Below are 18,281 nucleotides of genomic sequence, written 5' to 3' on the forward strand. Positions count from 1 at the left end.
CCGGGCCGTGTGTGCGTCACGGCCCGGCCCGCGCCGGGGTGTGCTGAATCCGCAGGGGGGATGCGGTCAGCGGACTCCCAGGAGGTGGTCCATGGCGAGCTGGTCGAGCTGCTCGAACGCCATACCGCGCGCGGCGGCCGCCTCGGCGTCGAACTCCTCGTAGGCGGTACGGTCGGCGAGCAGCGCGGCCAGTCCGTCGGCCGCGGTGGGCTGGGCCAGTTCGTCCAGGCGCGAGGCGCGCAGCGCCTCCTGGACCGCCGGGTCCGCGCGGAACGCGGCGGCGCGCTCCTTGAGGATCAGGTAGTTGCGCATGCAGCCCGCGGCGGAGGCCCACACCCCGTTGAAGTCCTCGGTGCGCGGCGGCTTGAAGTCGAAGTGCCGCGAGCCGTCCCAGCCCGCGCTCTCCAGCAGGTCGACCAGCCAGAACGCGGCACGCAGGTCGCCGGCGCCGAAACGCAGGTCCTGGTCGTACTTGATGCCGTTCTGACCGTTGAGGTCGATGTGGAAGAGCTTGCCCGACCAGAGGGCCTGGGCGATGGAGTGCGGGAAGTTCAGTCCGGCCATCTGCTCATGGCCGACCTCCGGGTTCACGCCGTACAGCTCGGGGCGCTCCAGGCGCTCGATGAACGCCAGGGCGTGGCCGACGGTGGGGAGCAGGATGTCGCCGCGCGGCTCGTTCGGCTTGGGCTCGATGGCGAACCTGAGGTCGTATCCCTGCTCGGTGACATACGCGCCGAACAGGTCGAAGGCCTCCTTCATCCGCTCCAGCGCCTGCCGTACGTCCTTGGCGGCGCCGGACTCCGCGCCTTCCCGGCCGCCCCAGGCGACAAAGGTCTTGGCGCCCAGCTCGGCCGCGAGGTCGATGTTCCGGAGGGTCTTGCGCAGCGCGAAGCGGCGGACGTCCCGGTCGTTCGCGGTGAACGCGCCGTCCTTGAAGACGGGGTGGGTGAAGAGATTGGTGGTGACCATGGGCACCACCAGACCGGTCGAGTCCAGCGCCTGGCGGAAGCGCTTGACATGCGTCTCGCGCTCCGAGTCCGAGGAGCCGAAGGGGATCAGGTCGTCATCGTGGAAGGTCACACCGTACGCGCCGAGTTCGGCGAGGCGCTGTACGGATTCGACGGGGTCCAGGGCCCGGCGGGTCGCGTCCCCGAACGGATCCCTGCCCTGCCAGCCCACGGTCCACAGACCGAAGCTGAACTTGTCCGCGGGGGTGGGTGTGAAGCGTTCCGTCATTCTCTGGCCGCCTTCGGTACCTCAGGTCCGGCACGTGCCGACCTTTTTGTTTCCTGACATGACTAATAATGCACTCCGGTGCGGGTACGCAAAACCCCCGGGGTGCGGTGATCAGTGTGCACCGGGTGCCGGGCCTCCGGGCGGGCGCCACCCGGCGCACACGGACGAGCACGTTCGGACACCGGCGAGGATCCGCCACCCCCGTTCCGGTGCGCGGCGGCATCGCGTAATTTGTTTTTCCGACGTCAAATCTCCGACGTCAACAGGCGTGCTCCAGGCAGGCACCGAGTCAGGAAGAGGTACGTCCATGTCGCAGAGCCCGGTGGTCGGCCCGGTGGTCGTCGGCGTGGACAGTTCCACCCAGTCCACCAAGGCGGCCTTCACCGACGCCGCCACAGGCCGGCTGCTCGCGGTGGGGCGCGCGCCGCACCGGGTGACCGGTGAGGGCGGCGCGCGCGAGACGGACCCGGAGGTGTGGTGGAACGCGCTGCGGGAGGCGGTCGCCGCCGGGCTCAAGGAGTCCGGCGTGGACGCCTCAGCCGTGGCCGGTATCGCCGTCGCCGGACAGCAGCACGGACTCGTGGTGCTGGACCGTACGGGCCGGCCGCTGCGGCCCGCGCTGCTCTGGAACGACACCCGCTCGGCGCCGCAGGCCGCCGCGCTCACCGAGGCGCTGGGCGGGCCCGAGGCCTGGACGGCGCGGACCGGTTCCGTACCGGTGGCGTCGATGACGGCCTCCAAGTGGCAGTGGCTGCGGGAGAACGACCCGGCGATCGCGGGCGCCACGGCGGCCGTCCGGCTGCCGCACGACTTCCTCACCGAGCGGCTCTCCGGCACGGCGGCCACCGATCCCGGCGACGCCTCGGGCACCTGCTGGTATTCCACGGCGACGGGCGCGTACGACCCGGAGCTGCTGGATCTCCTCGGGCTCGACCCGGCGCTGCTGCCCGCCGTCGCCACGACCGGCGCCGCGCGCGTGGGCTCGCTGACCGCGGGGTCCGCCGCGGAGCTGGGCCTGCCCGCGGGCATCGCCGTCGCGGCGGGCACCGGCGACAACATGAGCGCGGCTGTCGGGCTGGGCTTCGGCGGCGCGGGGCTGCTGGACCATCCGGTGCTGAGCCTCGGCACGTCGGGCACGGTGTTCGCGGCCACCCGTACCCGCCCCGGCTCCCCCGCGCTCGCGGGGTTCGCCGCGGCGGACGGTACGTATCTGCCGCTGGCCTGCACCCTCAACTGCACGCTCGCGGTGGACAAGGTGGCGGCGCTGCTCCGGCTGGACCGGGAGGACGCGGTGCCGGGCGGCGAGGCCGTACTGCTGCCGTATCTGGACGGCGAGCGCACCCCCGACCTGCCGGCCGCGTCGGGCCTGCTGACCGGGCTGCGCCATGACACCACCCCGCAGCAGCTCCTCGGCGCGGCCTACGAGGGCGCGGCCGTCACGGTGCTGCGCGCCCTGGACGAGGTCCTCCGCGCCTGTGGTCTGGACCCCGCGGCCCCCGAGGTCGCGTCCCGCCCCCTCCGGCTGATCGGCGGCGGCGCCCAGGGCCGTATGTGGGTCGACACGGTCCGCCGTCTCTCCGGCCGCCGTCTGGTCGTCCCGCCCACCACCGAACTGGTGGCCCTGGGCGCGGCGGCCCTGGCGGCGAGCGCGGCGACGGACCAGGACCCGGTGGCGATCGCGACCACCTGGCACACGGGCGAGGGCACCGAACTCCCGGAGGTGGAGCGGGACTTGGAGACCTGGGAGCGGGTCGGCTCGGTCCTGGACAGGGCGGCCCCGAGCCTGTTGTCGTAACAGCCGGGGACGGTAGGGAGCGGCGGCCGGGGGACGGTACGGGGCGGCCGGCCGAGGGACGGGTACGGGGCGGCCGGCCGGGGACGGTACGGGCCGGTCGGTCGGCGCGGACGGCGCCGGCCGGACCGCGGCGCGCGAACGGTGGCCGGCGAGCAGGGCCTCCCGCGGCCGGTGTGGCGACGGGCGACCCGACGCCCGAGGCCGGTGAAGCCGGTGCGGGTCGTCGGCCGGCACCGGCTTCGGGCCGCAGTGCCCGTCAGTCCGTGGTCAGGCCCGATGCCGCCTGGGCCAGGGTGGTGAGCACCGGGTGGATCAAGGGGTGTTCCTCGGCTCCCCGGCGTACCGCGGCGAAGACCCTGCGGGTGGCGGCCGGGCCGGAGACCGGGCGGACGACCGTGCCCTTCAGTTCCATGCCGCGCAGGGCCGAGCGGGGGACCAGGGCCACTCCGGCGCCCGCGCCCGCGAGGGCGGCGACCGCGCGGAAGTCGTCCGAGGAGTGGGCGAGCCGGGGTTCGAAGCCCGCCAGTTCGCAGGCGAGCTGTATGACGTCGTGGCAGGGGTTGCCGGGGTAGGGGCCGATCCAGTCGCTGTCGGCGAGCGCGGCGAGCGAGACCTCCGGGCCCAGGGCGAGGGGATGCGCCGCGGGCAGGACCGCGTCGAACGGCTCCGCGTACAGCGGCACCCGGGAAAGCCGCTGGTCGTCCTCGCGCGGCGCGCCCCGGTACTCGACCGCGACCGCCAGATCCGCCTGCCCGTCGAGCACCATGGGCAGGCTCTCGTCGCCCTCGGCGTCCCGGACCCGGACGCGGATGTCGGGGTAGGGCCCGGCCAGGAGCTGGAGAGCCGGGGCCAGCACCTCCGCGATGCCGGTGGCGAACGCCGCGACCGTCACCTCGCCGGCCGAGCCTCCCGCGTACGCCGCCAGCTCCGCCTCGGCCCGTTCGAGCTGGGCGAGCACCGCGTGCGCATGGCCGAGCAGTATCTCGCCGGCCGCCGTCAGCCGTACGCCCCTGCCGCTGCGGGTCAGCAGGGAATGGCCGGTCTCCTGCTCCAGTACGGCGAGCTGCTGGGAGACGGCCGAGGGCGTCAGATACAGGGCGGCGGCCGCGGCGGTCACCGTGCGGTGGTCCGCCACAGCGCGCAGTATCCGCAGCCGTCGTACATCGATCACCCGGCCATCCTGCCAGGTGAGAGCGGTTTCGGGCACCTGCGGAGGCAACAGCGGCCCTTGTCGGATCTTCCCTTCAGCCCGCTGCCCGACTCCTCGGCCGGACCTCCCCGTCAGACCTCCTGGCGCATCGCCTCGCGCGCGTCGACGAACGCCGCCACCGCCCGCTCCACATCCTCCGTGGAGTGCGCCGCGGAGAGCTGGACCCTGATCCTGGCCCGGTCCATCGGAACCACCGGATACGAGAAGCCGATCACATAGACACCGCGCTCCAGCAGGAGTTCCGCCATCCGGCCCGCCTCCGCCGCGTCGCCGATCATGACCGGGGCGATGGGGTGGTCGCCCGGCAGGATCTCGAAGCCCGCCTCGGTCATCCTCGTACGGAACAGCGCGGTGTTGGCGTTCAGCCGGTCCCGCAGCCCGCCCGCGCTCTCCAGCAGGTCCAGGACCTTCACCGACGCGGCGGCGATCACCGGGGCGAGGGAGTTGGAGAAGAGGTACGGGCGGGAGCGCTGGCGCAGCAGGGCCACGATCTCGGCGCGGGCCGCGACATAGCCGCCGGACGCACCGCCGAGCGCCTTGCCCAGCGTGCCCGTGACGATGTCGACACGGTCCATGACCCCGTGCAGTTCGGGGGTGCCGCGCCCGCCCGGGCCGACGAAGCCGACGGCGTGCGAGTCGTCGACCATGACCATCGCGTCGTACCGGTCGGCCAGATCGCAGATCTCGGCGAGCGGCGCGACGTAGCCGTCCATGGAGAACACGCCGTCGGTCACGATCAGCCGGCGGCGCGCGTCCTGCGACTCCTTGAGCCTGGCCTCCAGCTCGGCGAGGTCGCGGTTGGCGTACCGCAGGCGGCGGGCCTTGGAGAGACGGATGCCGTCGATGATGCTGGCGTGGTTGAGGGCGTCGGAGATGACCGCGTCCTCCGCGCCGAGCAGGGTCTCGAAGACTCCGCCGTTGGCGTCGAAGCAGGAGGAGTAGAGGATCGTGTCCTCCTGGCCGAGGAACGCGGAGAGGCGCTGCTCCAGCTCCTTGTGGATCTCCTGCGTACCGCAGATGAAGCGTACGGAGGCCATTCCGTACCCCCCAGCGGTCGAGCGCGTCCTTGGCGGCGGCGACGACGTCGGGGTGGTCGGCGAGGCCGAGATAGTTGTTGGCGCAGAAGTTGAGGACCTCACCGGCGGCGCCGCCCTCGGTGACGGCGACCGCGGCGCTCTGCGGGGTGGAGATGACACGCTCGGGCTTGAAGAGACCGGCGTCGCGGATCTCGTCGAGGGTGGCGGACAGATCGTCCCGTACGGACGCGAACATCAACTTGCCTCTTTCTTTGGGGGCTCGGTTCGCCTCCGGGGCGCTCATGCCGGTGCCGGCGGTCGACCGTGCTCGGGTCACTCGTACCTCGCGACCGTGCGCGCGCTCTTCCTTTCGACACCGACCGCGTCCCTTCGGCTCACTCACCGGGGGCCGAGGTGGTTCGGTTTACGCGTTGGCTTACGCGGTGGTTCACGTGGTGGTTCACGCGGTGGTTTACGCGGTCCAGTCGAGGATGATCTTGCCGCTGCGCGCGGAGGACGCCTCCTCGAACGCGGCGTCGAAGTCCCGGTACCCGTAGCTGCCCGTGATGACGGGCGTGAGATCGAGCCCGCCTTCGAGCAGGACCGTCATCGCGTACCAGGTCTCGAACATCTCCCGGCCGTAGATCCCCTTGATCGTGATCATGGAGGTGACGATCTTCGACCAGTCGACGGCGAACTCCTCGGCGGGCAGCCCGAGCATCGCGATCCTGCCGCCGTGCGTCATGTTGTCGACCATGTCGCGCAGGGCCTCGGGGCGTCCCGACATCTCCAGGCCGATGTCGAAGCCCTCCTTGAGGCCGAGCCGCCGCTGCGCCTCCGCGATACCGATACCGGCGGCCGAGACATCGAGGGCGAGGGTGGCGCCGGCCTTGCGGGCGAGGGCGAGACGGTGCGGGCTGACATCGGTGATCACCACATTGCGCGCCCCGGCGTGCCGGGCGACGGCCGCCGCCATGATGCCGATGGGGCCGGCGCCGGTGATCAGTACGTCCTCGCCGACCAGCGGGAAGGAGAGCGCGGTGTGCACGGCGTTGCCGAAGGGGTCGAAGATCGCGGCGACGTCGAGGTCGACCTGAGCGCGGTGCACCCAGACGTTCTCGGCGGGCAGGGCGACATACTCGGCGAACGCGCCGTCGCGGCCGACGCCGAGTCCGACGGTGCTGCGGCAGAGATGCCGGCGGCCGGCGAGACAGTTGCGGCACCTGCCGCAGACGAGATGGCCCTCGCCGCTGACGAGATCGCCCACGGCGATGTCCCGTACGTCGGCGCCCACGGCGGCGACCTCGCCGACGAACTCGTGGCCCAGGACCCTGGGCGTGGTCACGGCCTGTCTGGCCCAGCCGTCCCAGGCGCGGATATGCAGATCGGTGCCGCAGATACCGGTGCGGAGCACCTCGATCAGCACATCACCGGGCCCGGTCTCCGGCTCCGGTACGTCCATGAGCCACAGGCCCGGCTCGGCATTCCGTTTCACAAGTGCCTTCATGGGCGTGGCTCCCGGCGTGCTGGTGCTGATCGTGCTGGCGCTGATGTCCGTGGTGCGGACATGGATGTCGTCCGTGGTGCGGACTTCGATGATCATTGTTCGGTGTTCGGGCACCAATCTGCCGAGCACCGGCCGTCCAGTCCATCGAGGATTTCTTAACCGGCCCAACAGCGCAGCTTCACGCGCCCGTGCGACTGCGCCTGCGGCACCGACGGGGGCGCCGGGCGGGGGCGGGCGGTTCTTCGTCAACGGGCTTGCGGGGGCTGGGGACTTGCAGGGCGAACGCCCCGGGGAGCAGCATCACGGGGCCGGGTGCGCCGAGAACGGTGAGCCGGCGCGCGGCCGGACGGGTGAGGGCTCCGCCGCGTTCGGGGGTGCCGGGCGCGAGGGCGCCGGGCGCCAGTGATGGGACGGAGTCGTGCTCGGGCCCGGGTTCCCGCGACGGGTCCGGCGGGAGGTCCTGCGGCAGTTCCAGGACCTCGACGGGTTCCAGGGCCTGAACCGGTTCCAGGTCCTGCGGCAGTTCCACGGCCTCGACGGGTTTCAGGGCCTCGGCCGGTTCCGGGTCCTGCGGCAGTTCCAGAGCCTCGGCCGGTTCCAGAGCCTGAGCCGGTTCCAGGTCCTGCGGCAGTTCCAGAGCCTCGGCCGGTTCCAGAGCCTGAGCCGGTTCCAGGGCCTGCGGCAGTTCCAGGGACTCGGCCGGTGCCGGGACCGCATCCGCCTCCGGTGTCATGCCTACGGCGATGCCCGGCTCCCGGCCCGTAGCCTGCGACGGTTCCAGGCCCGCCCCCTCCAGCAGCCGTGCCGCCGACGAACGCGACAGCAGGACGACTCCCCGCGCCGCGGCCACCGCGCCGGCCAGGGCCGCCACGATCCCTGGCGCACCGCCCTGAAGGCGTTCGCCCAGGAGGATGACCCCTATGGCCGCCGCGGCGACCGGATTGGCGAGCGTCAGCATCGCGAGAGGAGCGCCCAGTCCGCCGCGGTAGGCGGTCTGGGAGAGCAGCAGACCACCGGACGCGAGGGCCGCGACCACCAGGGCCACGGCCGCGACCTGCCAGAGCGGCAGTATGTCCGCGTCGCCTTCCGCCCCCGCCCGGCCATGGGCCGCGGCGGCGACCGTCACGGTCTGGGTGAGGGCCGAGGCGACACCCGAGATGATGCCGGAGGCCGCCGCGTGCCGGAGCCCGGGCCGGGCGCCGGGCCGGCAGAGCAGCGCAACCAGCGCCAGCGCAACACCCGCCACCCCGAGCGCCTGCACCAGGGTGAGGGTCTCGTCCGGTTCCGTGCCGGCGCCCGCCGCGGCGGCCAGAATCGCCGTCAGGCCGACGAGGGTCAGCGCCGTACCGCGCCACTCCTCCCTGCTGACCTGCCGCCCGGCCCGGCGCGCGCCCAGCGGTACGGCCGCGACCAGGGTGAGCGCGCCCAGCGGCTGGACGACGGTGAGCGGCCCGTAGGCCAGGGCCACGACATGCAGCAGCGCGCCGGACGCGTTCAGCCCGACCGCCGACCACCAGGCACCGCTGCCCAGCAGAGCGAGCAGTCCGGCCTTGGGTGCCGTGCGCGCGGCGAGCCGCTCCTGCGCCACGGCCGCGGCGGCGTACGCGACGGCGGAGACCAGTGACAGCGCGACAGCGGCCACCGTCGCGCCGTTCATCGGGCCGTTCCCGACGCGAGGCCCGAGGCGATGACCGGCACGACGCCCGGTGACGGGATGAGCGGCACGATGCCCGAGGGAACGCCCGACGCGATGAGCGAGACGACCACGGGCACCCGTACCGGTTCCGCTTCCTTCGCCGCCTCCGGCCGTGGCTCCGCCGTCGGGCGCGGCCGCGCCGCCCCGTCCCGTACGGCCGAGTGGGACCGTACGGCCGGAGCCCGCCGCCCCGGCGCCTGGACGCAGGTCAGCACGCCCGACAGCAGCACGACGGCCACGATCGTGTCGAGCCAGTAGTGGTTGGCGGTGCCGATGACCACGAACAACGTGATCAGCGGATGGAGCAGCCAGAGCCAGCGCCAGCGCGAACGGCCCGCGGCGATGAGCCCGATCGCCACCATGAGGGCCCAGCCGACATGGAGCGAGGGCATCGCCGCGAACTGGTTCGCCACCGAGTCGGTCGTCGGCGTCTCGGCATACACCGAGGGCCCGTACACCTGGCCCGTGTCCACCAGCCCGGTCGCCTCGACCAGCCTGGGCGGCGCGAGCGGCATCAGTACGTGGAGGACGAGCGCGGCACCGGTCAGCGCGGCGAGAGCCCACCGGGCCCAGACGTAGTGGCCGGGTCTGTGCCAGTAGAGATAGCCGAGAAAGAGCAGTGTGGCCGGGAAGTGCACGGCCGCGTAGTAGGTGTTGGCGGACTCGACGAGCGTGCCGCTGTGCAGCAGCAGACTCTGTACGGTGCCCTCGTCCGGCAGGTGCAGAGAGCGCTCCCAGCCCCAGAGGCGGTCGGCGTTGCGGTACGCCTCCTCGGTGTGGCCGGTGGCCGCCTGCCTGCCGAGTTTGTAGACGAGGAAGAGCGTGGTGACGAGGAGCAGTTCACGTACGAGGGGCGGTCGGGCGGGAGTGTCCTGCTCCCGTTCGGCGGGCCCTGTGCGGGCGAGTTTCACCCGACCCCCTTGCATGGACAGCACGTCGCGGTATGACGGCGTGGTAGTGCGGTGACGCGGTGGTACCACGCCCTAGCGATACGCCAGTGTACCGATACGCTTCCGTATCGGTACACTGGCGTATCGATACCGTCAGACATCACAGTGCCCATCACGTGCCCACCGCGGGGACGGGAGAAGGGACGGGGAGAGACGATGACACGGCAGCGCCGCTCCAAGATCACGCCGGAACGGGAGCTGGAGTTCTACGAGGCCGCTCTGGACCTGCTCAGAGAGGGCGGCTACGAGGCGCTGACCATGGAGGGCGTGGCGGCCCGCTCCCGCTGCGGCAAGTCCACCCTCTACCGGCAGTGGGGCACCAAGCCCCAGCTCGTCGCCGCCGCCCTGCGCGGCACCCGTTGTGTGCGGATAGCGGACATCGACACCGGCACCCTGGCCGGTGATCTGCGGGCCGCGGCTTGCGCCGCCGCGGACAGCGCGGGGCGCGATCTCGCGCTTCAGCACGCGCTCGGGCATGCGGCCCTGCAGAATCCCGAGCTGCTGCGGGCGCTGCGCGAGGCGGTCATCGAACCGGAGGTCGCGGCGATCGACGCCATGGTGCGACGTGCCATCGAGCGCGGTGAGATCGAGGCCGGCCATCCGGCGGCGGAGTTCGTGGCCGCGCAGCTCATCGGGGTGATGCGGGCGCGGCCGGTGCTGGACGGGCGGAACGCGGACGAGGCGTATCTGGCGCGCTTTCTGGAGGCGGTGATCTTCCCGGTGCTCGGGCTGGAGACCGCGGCGCCTGAAACCGCCGCTCAGGACGCTCGGAGCACTCAGGGCGCGCAGAGGTCCGTACCGCCGGAGGCCGTACCACCGGAGAGCGCTTCATCGGGAGCGCTCTCCGCGGAGGCCCGCCGGCTGGAGGCCGTCTCGTCCTCATGAACGGCGGGCCGTCGTCCCAGCGGATGACGACGGCGGTTCCGCCCGCGCCGCACCGTGGGGACGGGGGCGGCGCGCCCCCGGCCGGTGGGCCCCTTCCTCGGGAGCGGCCCACCGGCGTACGGGCGTACCGGCGGGCCCGGAGCCGGAGCCGCCCCGGCGCGCGGAGCCGTAGGCCGTACATCCGTCTCACTCCCCCACCGTCCATTGGCGTAGCCACGCCGGTCCGGACAGGCTCCGTATCCCGTACAAGCCATGGAGAAGGTATTTCCGGCCAGCACGGATTTCGCCACGTGGGCGGGCGTCCGAGCGCGGGACGGCCGGACCGGGTCGCTCCGGCACGGGTCAGCCGCACGTCAATTCCCGCTGGGCCATGGGCAATTGCCTAGTTGTTGACGCTCCGTCATGGGCATATACGCCCCAGCCCGAATCGCCCCTCGCCGTACAGGAGGCCGATCATGACCTGTGTCTCGGGACAGAGTCTGGTCCAGCAGCTCCCGGCTGTGCCGTTCTACTGCCCGGTCCCGCCCGCCCGGCATCCGTCCGTGGCGGCGCTGAACGACCGGACCGTACGGTGGATGCTCAAACAGCGGCTCGACACCGACGAACGTCAGCTCAAACGCCTCGCCGTCTGCGACTTCGGCGGGCTGACCGCGTCGACGATGCCCTACGGAGCGCTCGAACGGCTCTCCCTCATGGCCAGGTTCCACGCCGTGCTCTTCTCGCTCGACGACGGGGTGTGCGACGAGTCCGGGGCCACGGCGGATCTGCTCGCCCAGGAGACCTCCCGCATCATGCGTGCCGTGGAGGCGCCCACCGCGCGGGCGTTCGGCGACTCGCCGCACACGGCGGCGCTGCGCAGGCTCCGGCTGGAGGCCGAACGGTTCGCGTCCGCACGTCAGTTGCACCGGCTGACCGAGGCGATGCGCGTCTACACCTCGGGCCTGGTGTGGGAGGCGTCCTGGCGGCGCAACCCCGAACTGCCGTCGCTCGACGACTACATCACCTTGTGGATGCGGGCCATCGGGATGGCTCCCTCCACCGCGATGATCGAGGTGGTCGGCGGCTTCTCCGTGGCCGACGAGGACATGCAGGACCCCCGGATACGGGCGCTCACCGAGATCACCTGGACCCTGGTGAGCTGGGACAACGACCTCTACTCACGGAACAAGGAACTGGAGCGGGCAGGCGACAACCTCAATCTGATCGATGTCCTCTGCCAGGAACACGGAGTCGCGCCACAGCGCGCTCTCGTGCGGGTGGTGGCGATGCGGGACCGGGTGATGGTGCTCTTCCAGCGGCTGGCCGCGCAGGTGCTGAAGGAGGCGGACAACGATCTGCGCCGGTATGTCCGCGGTCTCGCCCAGTTCGTCCGGGGGCATCTCGACTGGGCGTCGATCTGCCCGCGCTACACCGTACGGTCCGGACCGCGGGCGAGGCCCGGCGGGTGGTGGAAGCAGCAGCCGGCCGACGACAGCCCGGAGCCGCTCCCGATACCCACGATCTCCTGGTGGTGGGACCAACTGGCCCACTGAGCAGGCCCGTTGGCCTGGCGGTCAGTGTCCTTGCCACCAGCGGCTCAGTGCCCGCCAGGCACGCCTGGGAGCGCTCTCCGTACGCCCGGCCGGGACGGGTGCGAGAGGCTCGGCGAGCACCGGAGCCGGCGGATCCACCGGCTCCGGCCCCGCCCCGGGTCGCGGCTCCGGTGCCTGCCCCGGCCCTGACCCGGGTCCCAGCCTCGGCACCCGCGCCGACCCCGATCCGAGTCCCGGCTCCGGGCCCATCTCCGGTCCCGGCTCCGGCGCCGGTCTCGGCCTCGGTCCCTGCCCCGGTACGGGAACCGAGCCCGGCCGGGGCGAGTCCACCTGCCACTGCGGCCGCCGCGCGGCCGGTGTCGCATTCGGCGGCCCGGTGACATCCTGCGGCGGCCGGGGCGCGAAGGTCACGGGCAGCTCCAGCAACTGACGGGACATCAGCGCAGCCTTGTACCGCAACTCCCGTTCCTCCACGGCGAGCTGGAGGTCCGGCAGCCGTAACAGCAGCGCGTCGATCCCGGTGTCGGCGATGGCCCGCCCGATGTCCTGGCCAGGGCACTCGTGCGGGCCGCCGCTGAAGGCGAGATGGGCGCGGTTGCCGCGCATGGAGGCGCCGGGGTCCGGCCGTACCACCGGATCCGCGTTGGCCGCCGCGATCCCCACGATCAGCGCGTCGCCCGCCCTGATCCGCTTGCCGCCCAGTTCGGTGTCGCCGACCGCCCAGCGGCCGAAGATCGTGGTGAACGGGGGCTCGTCCCACAGCGTCTGCTCGACCGCCTCGGGCAGGGTCATATGGCCGCCGCTCAGCCGCGCCCTGAATCGGGGGTCGGTGAGCACCATGCGCAGCACATTCGCGATGAGGTTGGCGGTGGTCTCGTACGCCGCGATGAGCACCAGCCGCAGATGCTGGGCGACCTCGTCGTCGGTGAGCCCGGCCGGATGCCCGGTCAGCCGACTCGCGAAGTCCTCCTCGGGCGCGGCCCGGCGCCGGGCGACCAGTCCGCGCAGCACGGTCATCACATACTCGTTGCTCTCGTTGGCGGTCTCGGTCCCCTTGATCATGTCGCGGGCCGCCTGTACCAGGCGCTCGTTGTACTCCTCGGGCATACCGAGGATCTGCGCCATCACCATCATCGGGAGATGCTCGGCGAAGCGGCCGACGAGATCGGCCCTGCCGTCCCGGCAGAACTCGTTGATCAGCCGGTTGCTGTAACGGTTGATATGACGGCGGACACCTCGGTGGTCGATACGGGCGATGGCGTCAGTGACCGCACCGCGCAGCCGTTCGTGCTCGGCGCCGTCCGCGAAGACACAGAGGGGCTGCCAGGTGAAGACGGGCGCGAGCGGATGGTCGGGGGGCGCGGTGCCGTCGTGCAGCGCGCGCCAGCGCCGGGAGTCCCGCGAGAACTGCGACGGCGTGCGCGTCACATGCAGATTCTCGCTGTGCCCGAGAACGAGCCAGGCGGGTACGTCGCCGTGCAGCAGGACGGGCGCGACGGAACCGTGTTCGGCGCGCAGCTTCTCGTACAGGCCCATGGGGTCGTTCTCGGCCTCGGTTCCGTACAGCCGCCGCGGTCCGCTCGTACCTCGGTCATGGCTCGCGGCCCGGCCATGGGCGGGGCAGCCGGGAGGCGGCGCCTCGGGTCCGCCGGAACCGGGCTGGGGAAAGGATGGGGTGGTCACGGTCACTCCGGTGATCGGGATCAAAGAAATACGGTCATTACGGGACAGGACACGGCACTTGACGATCGACGGCGATCAGCCCGGGGGCATGGACAGCGCGTGCAGATAGCGCGTCAGCGTCAGCAGGACATCGCGGCAGGAGGCCCGGAGCCGCGCGTCGCAGTCGACCACCGGAACCTCGTCCGTGAGATCCAGGGCCTTGCGCAGCTCTTCGGCCGGGTGGTGCGGCGCGTCGGGGAAGGTGTTGACGGCGACGACGAACGGTACGCCGCGCTCCTCCAGGCGTCCGATCACATCGAAGCTCACTTCGAGACGCCGGGTGTCGACCAGCACGACGGCTCCCAGCGCGCCTTCGAAGAGACCGTTCCACAGGAACCAGAACCGCTCCTGGCCGGGGGTGCCGAAGAGATAGAGGACAAGCCGGTCGGTGACGCTGATCCGGCCGAAGTCCATGGCGACGGTGGTGGCGGTCTTGCTCTCCACACCGGAGTTGTCGTCCACCCCGACCCCCGCCCGGGTCATGGTCTCCTCGGTGGTGAGCGGCCGGATCTCGCTGACCGAGCCCACCATGGTCGTCTTGCCGACCCCGAAACCGCCCACGATCACGATCTTCACCGCGGAGGTGGCCGTGGTGGGCAGGACATCCTCGCTCCGGGGGCCGACGACGGAGCCGGAAGGACCCTTGCCGGTCGCGCCGGAGGAGCCCGCGCCCGTTGTGCCGGCTGAACCGGTGCTGATCGTGCCGGAGGAGACCGTGCTGATCGTGCCGGAGCCGGTCGGGTCAGAGCCTCTGAAGTCCATGCATCACCGCTTCGAGGAGGGACCGGTCGGGCAGCGCGGCGCGGACGACGGGTGCGCGCGATTCGACCAGTCCGGTCGCGAGGAGTTCCGTCAGCAGTACGGTCACCGCGCTGAACGGGAGACTGAGATACGCGGACAGCTCGGCCACGGACAGCGGCGCGCGGCAGAGCCGCAGGATGGCCGCCTGCTCGGGCTGGACCGTCGGGGACGGTTCGTCGCGCGCGACGATCATGGTGACGAGGTCGAGCGGGGCGCGTCCGGTGCCGCCGGGCCCGCCGGTGATCACATACAGCCGCTCCGGGTCCCCCGCGTCCGCCTCGGGGTTTCCGTGTTCCCGCCGGGGAGGCGTCCTCATCCGGCCTGCCCGTCGTGGCGCGGCGGACTGGTGAGATGGGCGCCGATCCGTACGACCATGTCCCGCATCCGGGCGCCCACCAGGCCCGCGTCGACCGTCTCGTCGGCGAGGACCGCGAGATACGCGCCCGGGCCCGCCTCCATCAGATAGAAGAAGCCGCCGCCCAGCTCGATGACGACGAGCCGCATCCGCCCATCGGTGCCGGGGATCTCTGCGGCGACGGCGGCGGCCAGGCTCTGGAGTCCGGCGCAGGCGGCGGCGAGGCGGTCGGCGACATCGGGGTCGCCGCCGTGCCGGGCCACGCGCAGGCCGTCCGCGGAGAGCACCACGATCTGCTGGATCTGCGGGACTCCGTCGGCCAGTTCCTTGAGCATCCAGTCCAAGTCGGCGTGCTGCTGCATCACTTGAGATCTCCCTTGCCCCGTAAGTCGTCGAATTCGCCATGGCTGCCGGGTCCGGCCGGCGGGTCCTCCGGTGGCCGGCCCGGCGGTTCGTCCGCCGCGGCGGGCGGCTTCTGCGGAGTGCCGTTGACCGCCCTGGTGAACGCTTCGAGCCAGATGCCGGGGCCGGACGCGCTGTTGGACGGGCTGCCGGAAGCGCTCTCAGGCGCACTGCTCCGCGCGGTGGCGGGTGCGTTGCTCCGCGCCGGATCCGGTGCGGCGCCCTGCGCTCCGTCGGGTGCGGTGCCCTGCGCTCCGTCGCCGCTGTGCTGGTCGTCCTGGATGTACGGAGCGGCCGCCCGGAGTACGGGACGATGGGAGCCGAGCGGGGCGCGGCCCCGGCTGCGCCGCTGCGGCAGCCCGTTCTCCGTCCACTCCGTCACCACGGTCTCCCGGGAGGCCCGGGACTCCACGACCGGCGCGGCCCGTAGCGGACCGGCGGACCACTGCGGACCGATGACCGGCCCGGGCGCCCGCCGCTCGGGGTGCGCCCGTCTTCCGGGATGCGGCACGTCCTTGGCGGGGAGTCCGGAGGCGCCGCCCCGGGGTCCGGCGGCGGCGCCGATGCCATGGGCGATCCCGGGCGCGGGTCCGGTGGTCACGGATTCGCGCGGCACGACGAGGACGGCCCTGACCCCGCCGTACGCCGACTGCCGGAGCGAGACCTGAAGGTTGTACATCTGGCAGAGCCGCCCGACGACGGCCATACCGAGCCTCGGTGTCTCACCGAGGTCGTTGAGGTCGATCCCGGCCTGGGCCTGGGCGAGCATCCGTTCGGCCCTGGCCCGTGCCTCCTCGCTGAGACTGATCCCGCCGTCCTCGATCTCGATCGCGATCCCCGTCTGGACCTCGACCGCGGTGACATGGACACGGGTCTGCGGTGGCGAGTAGCGGGTCGCGTTGTCGAGGAGTTCGGCGCAGGCGTGGATAAGCGGTTCGACGGCGGTGCCGACGACGGCGACCTTGGCGATGGAGTGCAGATCGACCCGCTGGTACTCCAGGATCCGGGACATCGCCCCGCGCAGCACGCTGAACAGCGGTACGGGTCTGGGCCACTGGCGCCCGGGGCGGGCCCGGCCGAGTACGGCGATGCTGTCGGCGAGCCGGCCGATCAGCGCGGTGCCGTGGTCGATACGGAGCAGATCGTCGAAGACATCGGGGTCGCGGCCGTGGTGCTCCTCCATCGCCCTCAGTTCGCCCGCCTGTTGGTGCACGATGGCCTGGACGCGGCGGGCGATGTTCACGAAGGAGCGCTGAGCGGAGTCGCGCATGGCCTCCTCGTCGTCGACGATCCGCAGTACGGAGCCGAGCAAGGAGCGCTGAGCGGCGGGCAGTTCACGGTGGAGCTCATCGCCGTCCACGACCGCCCGTATCGCCTCCTCGGGCGACTCGCCCTGGCGGAGACGGTGGATCGCGGCCGGCATCAGCTCCTTGCCGAGCCGTACGGTCTCCTCGTCATGGGCGGCTGTGCGCCGCTCCAACCGGGCGAGCCGGTGGGCGTAGTGCTCGTGGAGTGCGCCGATGGTCCTGCCGCGCCGGGACAGTTCGACGGCGCACCAGGTGACAAGGACGGTGGCGGCAGCCCCGTACAGCGCGAGCGGCAGCCGCGCGGTGCCGGCGGCCATGGTCACCGCGAGGCCTGTCGCCGCCATCATCAGGGCCGCTGGGACCAGCAACGCGCGGACGGTGGGCGGCGCTTGAACATTCGGGGGTGCTTCGAGACGAACCATACGATCCCTCTGGCGGTCGATACAGACCGGGTCATTCGCACGCTCAACACACGTTGGGAACAAGTGCCTGATTACGTGTCAACTCGGCGGGTTTCGCGAGAGCTTAGCCCGGCCATGTGAGGGCCTCGGCGTATTCCCGCAACCGCCTGCACACGCCACAGCCCCGGGCATAGAATCGCGCATTTGCACTATGTGCTGCCATGGCGGCACACGGAGTGACCAGTGATGGTCGCGCCGGAACCGCCCGGCGCGGCGGAGCGGGCCGTCGCTGCTCGCAGTGCCCTTCGCGCGGGACGTGTCCGGCCCGTCGCCTTCACCGGGCGAGGCGGCGTTCGGGGCCGTTCGGCGGGCGGCGTCGCAGGTGGGGGCGGGGGCGGGGTACCGGGCAATATCAGGCGGGGGCCGCGGTACGCGCCGATACTGACCCCATGACCCGACACGGAGAGCTGGGCACGGCCCTGCACCGCTGGCGCGACCGGATCGCACCGGCCGAGGCCGGACTGCCCACGGCGGGGACCCGTGAGCCGGGCGGACTGGGGCGCGAGGAACTGGCTCAGCTCACCGGCCTGTCCGTGGACTACATCGTGAGGCTGGAGGAGGGCCGGGCGACCTCACCCTCCGTACAGGTCCTCACATCGCTGGCGCGCGCCCTGCGGCTGTCCGAAGATGAACGCAGGCATCTGTTCCTGCTGGCAGGGCAGTCCCCGCCCGCGCTGGGCCGCGTCCCCGACCGGGTTCCGCCCACCGTGCGGCGGCTGCTCGGCAGGCTCGCCGGGACCCCGGTCGGGGTCCATGACGCCGCCTGGAATCTGATCACCTGGAATCCGCTGTGGGCCGCGCTGGTCGGGGATCCCTCCGGGCTGCCCGGACGCGACCGCAACGCCGTCTGGCGGCACTTCACCGGCCTGCCCACCAGGATCACCCAGACCGTGGAGCAGGAGGCGCGGTACGAGGCGGCGCTGGTCGCCGATCTGAGAGCCGCGACGGTCCATTACCCCACGGATGTGCGGCTGCGGTTCCTGATCGGGGAGCTACGGCGGGTGAGCAACCGGTTCGTGGTCCTGTGGAACTCCCATATCGTCGGCTTTCATGACACAGGTATCAGGACCGTCCACCATCCCGATGTGGGACCGCTGACACTGGACTGCGACACCCTTACCGTGCCGGGCTGTGACCTCCGTATCTCGGCCTATTCCGCCGCACCCGGCTCCGACGCCGCCGACAAGCTCCGGCTTCTCGATGTGATCGGCACCGAGCCCATGCCGGACCGGGCCCCGGATCCACAGCAGGTCGGCAAGCCGGATGGAAGGCGGGACGGAATGCCGGACGGAGCGCAGGACGGAAGCCAGGACGGGAGGCAGGACGACAAATCACCCGATCGGGTGCCCGGCGGTCGGTGAACGCTCCAGTCGACACCCGGTCGTCAGCCGTCACCCGCGCGCGCC

The 18,281-nt window shown here is 72.0% G+C and carries 12 protein-coding genes and 3 pseudogenes; 4 read left to right on the forward strand and 11 right to left on the reverse strand.

Translation table 11 applies throughout. The features are described 5' to 3' along the window. Positions 1-66: 66 nt before the first annotated feature. Positions 67-1,236 (reverse strand): xylose isomerase, encoded by a 1,170-nt coding sequence (gene xylA / locus KQY30_RS04415; RefSeq protein WP_046499862.1) that lies wholly within the window; start codon positions 1,234-1,236, stop codon positions 67-69. 307 nt (positions 1,237-1,543) lie between these two features. On the opposite strand from xylA, the gene xylB reads away from it, so the two are divergent. After that, positions 1,544-3,031: a xylulokinase gene (gene xylB, locus KQY30_RS04420; protein WP_217305652.1), complete on the forward strand. Its 1,488-nt coding sequence runs from the start codon at positions 1,544-1,546 to the stop codon at positions 3,029-3,031. A gap of 256 nt (positions 3,032-3,287) precedes the next feature. Here the strand turns inward: xylB and KQY30_RS04425 are convergent, their stop codons facing one another. From KQY30_RS04425 to KQY30_RS04445, 5 genes and pseudogenes are all read right to left on the reverse strand, one after another. Beyond that, on the reverse strand, positions 3,288-4,202 hold the full coding sequence (locus tag KQY30_RS04425) for a LysR family transcriptional regulator (RefSeq protein WP_217310730.1): 915 nt from the start codon (positions 4,200-4,202) through the stop codon (positions 3,288-3,290). A gap of 110 nt (positions 4,203-4,312) precedes the next feature. Beyond that, a pseudogene (locus KQY30_RS04430) lies at positions 4,313-5,513 on the reverse strand (glycine C-acetyltransferase). A 216-nt stretch (positions 5,514-5,729) separates the two neighbouring features. Further along, the gene (gene tdh / locus KQY30_RS04435) at positions 5,730-6,764 is read right to left on the reverse strand and encodes an L-threonine 3-dehydrogenase (RefSeq protein ID WP_217310731.1); all 1,035 of its coding nucleotides are present in this window, start codon (positions 6,762-6,764) and stop codon (positions 5,730-5,732) included. An 808-nt stretch (positions 6,765-7,572) separates the two neighbouring features. Next, positions 7,573-8,421, reverse strand: a pseudogene (locus tag KQY30_RS04440) (DMT family transporter); the annotation flags it as partial. Continuing rightward, a complete protein-coding gene (locus KQY30_RS04445; protein WP_217305653.1) occupies positions 8,418-9,371 on the reverse strand; it encodes a phosphatase PAP2 family protein in 954 nt (317 codons plus the stop codon). The pseudogene KQY30_RS04440 and the gene KQY30_RS04445, both read right to left, overlap by 4 nt. A gap of 195 nt (positions 9,372-9,566) precedes the next feature. Between KQY30_RS04445 and KQY30_RS04450 the strand changes: the two are divergent. Both KQY30_RS04450 and KQY30_RS04455 read left to right on the forward strand, forming a co-directional pair. Further along, positions 9,567-10,163, forward strand: a pseudogene (locus tag KQY30_RS04450) (TetR/AcrR family transcriptional regulator); the annotation flags it as partial. Between the two features lie 587 nt (positions 10,164-10,750). Further along, the gene (locus KQY30_RS04455) at positions 10,751-11,827 is read left to right on the forward strand and encodes a hypothetical protein (RefSeq protein ID WP_217305655.1); all 1,077 of its coding nucleotides are present in this window, start codon (positions 10,751-10,753) and stop codon (positions 11,825-11,827) included. Positions 11,828-11,848: 21 nt separating this feature from the next. On the opposite strand, the gene KQY30_RS04460 is transcribed toward KQY30_RS04455, so the two are convergent. The 5 genes from KQY30_RS04460 to KQY30_RS04480 all read right to left on the reverse strand — a co-directional run bounded on the left by KQY30_RS04460 (position 11,849) and on the right by KQY30_RS04480 (position 16,836). Further along, entirely contained in the window at positions 11,849-13,510 is a 1,662-nt protein-coding gene (locus KQY30_RS04460; protein WP_217305656.1) for a cytochrome P450, read from the reverse strand. 75 nt (positions 13,511-13,585) lie between these two features. Continuing rightward, positions 13,586-14,311, reverse strand: coding sequence for an ATP/GTP-binding protein (locus tag KQY30_RS04465; RefSeq protein ID WP_217305657.1), 726 nt, complete (start codon positions 14,309-14,311; stop codon positions 13,586-13,588). After that, positions 14,292-14,666, reverse strand: a complete 375-nt coding sequence (locus tag KQY30_RS04470) for a DUF742 domain-containing protein (protein WP_217305658.1) — start codon at positions 14,664-14,666, stop codon at positions 14,292-14,294. Before KQY30_RS04470 ends, KQY30_RS04465 begins: the two co-directional genes overlap by 20 nt. Then, the gene (locus tag KQY30_RS04475; protein ID WP_217305659.1) at positions 14,663-15,070 is read right to left on the reverse strand and encodes a roadblock/LC7 domain-containing protein; all 408 of its coding nucleotides are present in this window, start codon (positions 15,068-15,070) and stop codon (positions 14,663-14,665) included. Before KQY30_RS04475 ends, KQY30_RS04470 begins: the two co-directional genes overlap by 4 nt. Next, positions 15,067-16,836 (reverse strand): ATP-binding protein, encoded by a 1,770-nt coding sequence (locus KQY30_RS04480; RefSeq protein ID WP_254406934.1) that lies wholly within the window; start codon positions 16,834-16,836, stop codon positions 15,067-15,069. Before KQY30_RS04480 ends, KQY30_RS04475 begins: the two co-directional genes overlap by 4 nt. A gap of 428 nt (positions 16,837-17,264) precedes the next feature. On the opposite strand from KQY30_RS04480, the gene KQY30_RS04485 reads away from it, so the two are divergent. Further along, a complete protein-coding gene (locus tag KQY30_RS04485; RefSeq protein ID WP_254406935.1) occupies positions 17,265-18,236 on the forward strand; it encodes a helix-turn-helix transcriptional regulator in 972 nt (323 codons plus the stop codon). Positions 18,237-18,281: the final 45 nt, after the last annotated feature.

Source organism: Streptomyces sp. GMY02, assembly GCF_019056675.1.
GTDB classification, from domain to species: domain Bacteria; phylum Actinomycetota; class Actinomycetes; order Streptomycetales; family Streptomycetaceae; genus Streptomyces; species Streptomyces odonnellii.

Excerpts from the sequence above, each read along its gene's own strand:
- xylA (WP_046499862.1), bottom strand. The coding sequence starts at position 1,236 with ATGACGGAACGCTTCACACCCACCCCCGCGGACAAGTTCAGCTTCGGT.
- xylB (WP_217305652.1), top strand. The coding sequence starts at position 1,544 with ATGTCGCAGAGCCCGGTGGTCGGCCCGGTGGTCGTCGGCGTGGACAGT.
- tdh (WP_217310731.1), bottom strand. The coding sequence starts at position 6,764 with ATGAAGGCACTTGTGAAACGGAATGCCGAGCCGGGCCTGTGGCTCATG.
- KQY30_RS04455 (WP_217305655.1), top strand. The coding sequence starts at position 10,751 with ATGACCTGTGTCTCGGGACAGAGTCTGGTCCAGCAGCTCCCGGCTGTG.
- KQY30_RS04465 (WP_217305657.1), bottom strand. The coding sequence starts at position 14,311 with ATGGACTTCAGAGGCTCTGACCCGACCGGCTCCGGCACGATCAGCACG.
- KQY30_RS04470 (WP_217305658.1), bottom strand. The coding sequence starts at position 14,666 with ATGAGGACGCCTCCCCGGCGGGAACACGGAAACCCCGAGGCGGACGCG.
- KQY30_RS04480 (WP_254406934.1), bottom strand. The coding sequence starts at position 16,836 with ATGGTTCGTCTCGAAGCACCCCCGAATGTTCAAGCGCCGCCCACCGTC.
- KQY30_RS04485 (WP_254406935.1), top strand. The coding sequence starts at position 17,265 with ATGACCCGACACGGAGAGCTGGGCACGGCCCTGCACCGCTGGCGCGAC.